At 60.0% G+C, this 2,277-nt stretch carries 3 protein-coding genes; all 3 read left to right on the forward strand.

Annotated features, from left to right (window positions below; genetic code table 11):
* A partial coding sequence (locus AC1RVY_RS26475; RefSeq protein ID WP_492809128.1) for a Zn-ribbon domain-containing OB-fold protein occupies window positions 1-361 on the forward strand: 361 nt, incomplete at its 5' end.
* A 4-nt stretch (window positions 362-365) separates the two neighbouring features.
* Complete coding sequence (locus tag AC1RVY_RS26480; RefSeq protein WP_492809130.1) at window positions 366-1,502, forward strand: thiolase family protein; 1,137 nt, start codon at window positions 366-368, stop codon at window positions 1,500-1,502.
* An 11-nt stretch (window positions 1,503-1,513) separates the two neighbouring features.
* Window positions 1,514-2,277, forward strand: a 764-nt coding sequence (locus AC1RVY_RS26485) for an SDR family NAD(P)-dependent oxidoreductase (protein ID WP_492809132.1), incomplete at its 3' end; no start/stop codon positions are given.

The following is a 2,277-nucleotide window of genomic DNA, read 5'->3' on the forward strand; positions in this document are numbered from 1 at the left end:
ATTTTTGAAGATCATTAAACGAACGGAGCCTCACTTCCGTCAAACAGCGAGCGGCATGGTGTTGATCGCCACACGTGTTGCCGATCACCCTCCGCAATTCCCGCCGGTGGAATTCGTTCACAACGATCAGACAGTCGAGGATATCGAGCTCGGTCCGACTGGATTGCTATACAGCTTTACCGTCGTTCACCCTGGCAAAGATAAGCAGCCCTACGGCCTCGCTATGGTCGACTTCGAGCCCGGTGTGCGCGCATTCGGGCGGCTGCTGTTTGATGCTCAACCACCCGCCATCGGCAGCCACCTGCGTGTGGTGCCCTTCACGTTGCCTGACGGCGAACCCGACTACGCCTTTAAGGAATGACGTCATGAAGCAACCAATGATTACCGGCGTGGGTATTACGGATTTCGGCCGCTTTCCAGAGTTGACCGAGGAGGTTATGGCGCAGTCGGCCATCCTTGACGCATTGGCCGACGCTGGCACTCAACTCTCCGAAGTACAGGCGTTCTACTGCGGCAATGCACTCGGTTCATCGTTGCCAGGGCAACGCACATTGCGTGAACTGCATATCAGTGGTGGTGCTGTCTACAACGTGGACAACGCTTGCTCCAGCGGCGCAACCGCGCTCAACCTTGCCTTGCAGGCGCTCAAGGTCGGGCAGTACGACACCGTGCTGGTGTTCGGCATGGATCACCTGAGTAGCCTCGGAGGTGGGCCGCTGCAGCTCAGTCAGAAGGACTGGAACAACAGACGCGGCATGATCATGCCGGCTCTTTATGCCATGCGCGCGAAGCGCTACATGCACGACCATGGCTTGAAGCTGGAGACATTGGCGGATATCTCGGTCAAGAACAGAAAGCACGGCGCGCTGAATCCCATCGCCAAGTTTGCGAAACAGGCGACGCGCGAGGAGGTGCTTGCTTCTCGCCCTGTTGCTGAACCGCTCACCCTACTGCAGTGCTGTCCAGCTGTGGTGGACGGTGCCGCCGCAATCGTTCTCAGTACCCGACCTTCCAAAGGCGTTGCAAAGCCGGTGCAGGTGCTGGCGTCTGTGGTGCAGTCAGGTCTTTTTGAAACCGAGCCGGTGGACATGACCGAGGCAGAGATCACGGCCCGCGCAGCCCGTATCGCCTATGAGCAGGCTGGAATCGGTCCGCAGGACCTGAGCCTTCTTGAGGTCCACGACGCGTTCACCATTTCCGAGCTGCTCTATTACGAAGCGCTGGGGCTTTGTGCCCGTGGAGACGCCGCGAGTTTCCTGCAAAGCGGTGCAACTGCGCTGGGCGGGCGGGTGCCTGTCAACCCAAGTGGTGGGCTTATCGCCAAAGGCCATCCCCCGGGTGCGACCGGCGTTGCACAAATCGTGGAGGTGTGTGAGCAACTGCAAGGGCGTGCGGGAGCGCGGCAGGTGCAGGGCGCGCGGATCGGTCTCACGCAGGTGACTGGTGGGGGCATCTGGGGTGTGGACCACGCAGCCTGCTCGATCAACATTCTTTCGCTCTGATGGCAAACAACATGAACCAGACAAACACTATCGCGCCCGCTTCGCTCAAGGGGCTTGTCGCTGTTGTCACCGGCGGTGCGAAGGGCATTGGCTTGGGCATCGCCCGTGAACTGGGCTTGGCCGGCTGCCGCATCGCGATTTGGGATTTCGACGAAGGGGCGCTGCAGGAGGCTGAACGCAGCCTCGGCGGTGAAGGCGTAGATGTGAAGACTTTCAAGGTCGACGTCAGCTCCATGGAGCAGGTGGATGCGACCGTCGCCCAGCTGGTGGCGACTCATGCGCGCATCGACATTCTGGTCAACAACGCAGGCATCGGTGGCGACAAGCTCGTCTCCAAGATGGACCTTGCGTTCTGGAGCCGGGTGATGGAGATCAACCTGAATTCCCAGTTCATCTGCTCTAAAGCTGTGCTGGCGCATATGGCAGAGAACCGCTTCGGGCGGATCATCAACATCGGCTCACGTGCATGGCTGGGTAATCGCGGCCAGGCGGCGTACTCTGCGTCCAAGGGCGCAGTGGTCAGCCTGACCCGCTCACTGGCGCTGGAGTATGCGCGCAAGGGCATTACCGTGAATGCTATTGCGCCCGGCATCGTTGAGACCCCCCTGTTTGCAACGCTGACGGAAGAGGTTCAGCAGGGTCTTCGCAAGACTGTGCCCATGGAGCGCATTGGTCAGCCGGATGACATTGCTCGCGCCGTCCGGTTCTTTGCGGAACCTGGCTCGAGCTACGTCACTGGACAACTTCTGTATGTCTGCGGTGGACGCAGCCTCAG

This window comes from Acidovorax sp. GW821-FHT11A03, from assembly GCF_058809075.1.

Excerpts from the sequence above, each read along its gene's own strand:
- AC1RVY_RS26480 (WP_492809130.1), top strand. The coding sequence starts at position 366 with ATGAAGCAACCAATGATTACCGGCGTGGGTATTACGGATTTCGGCCGC.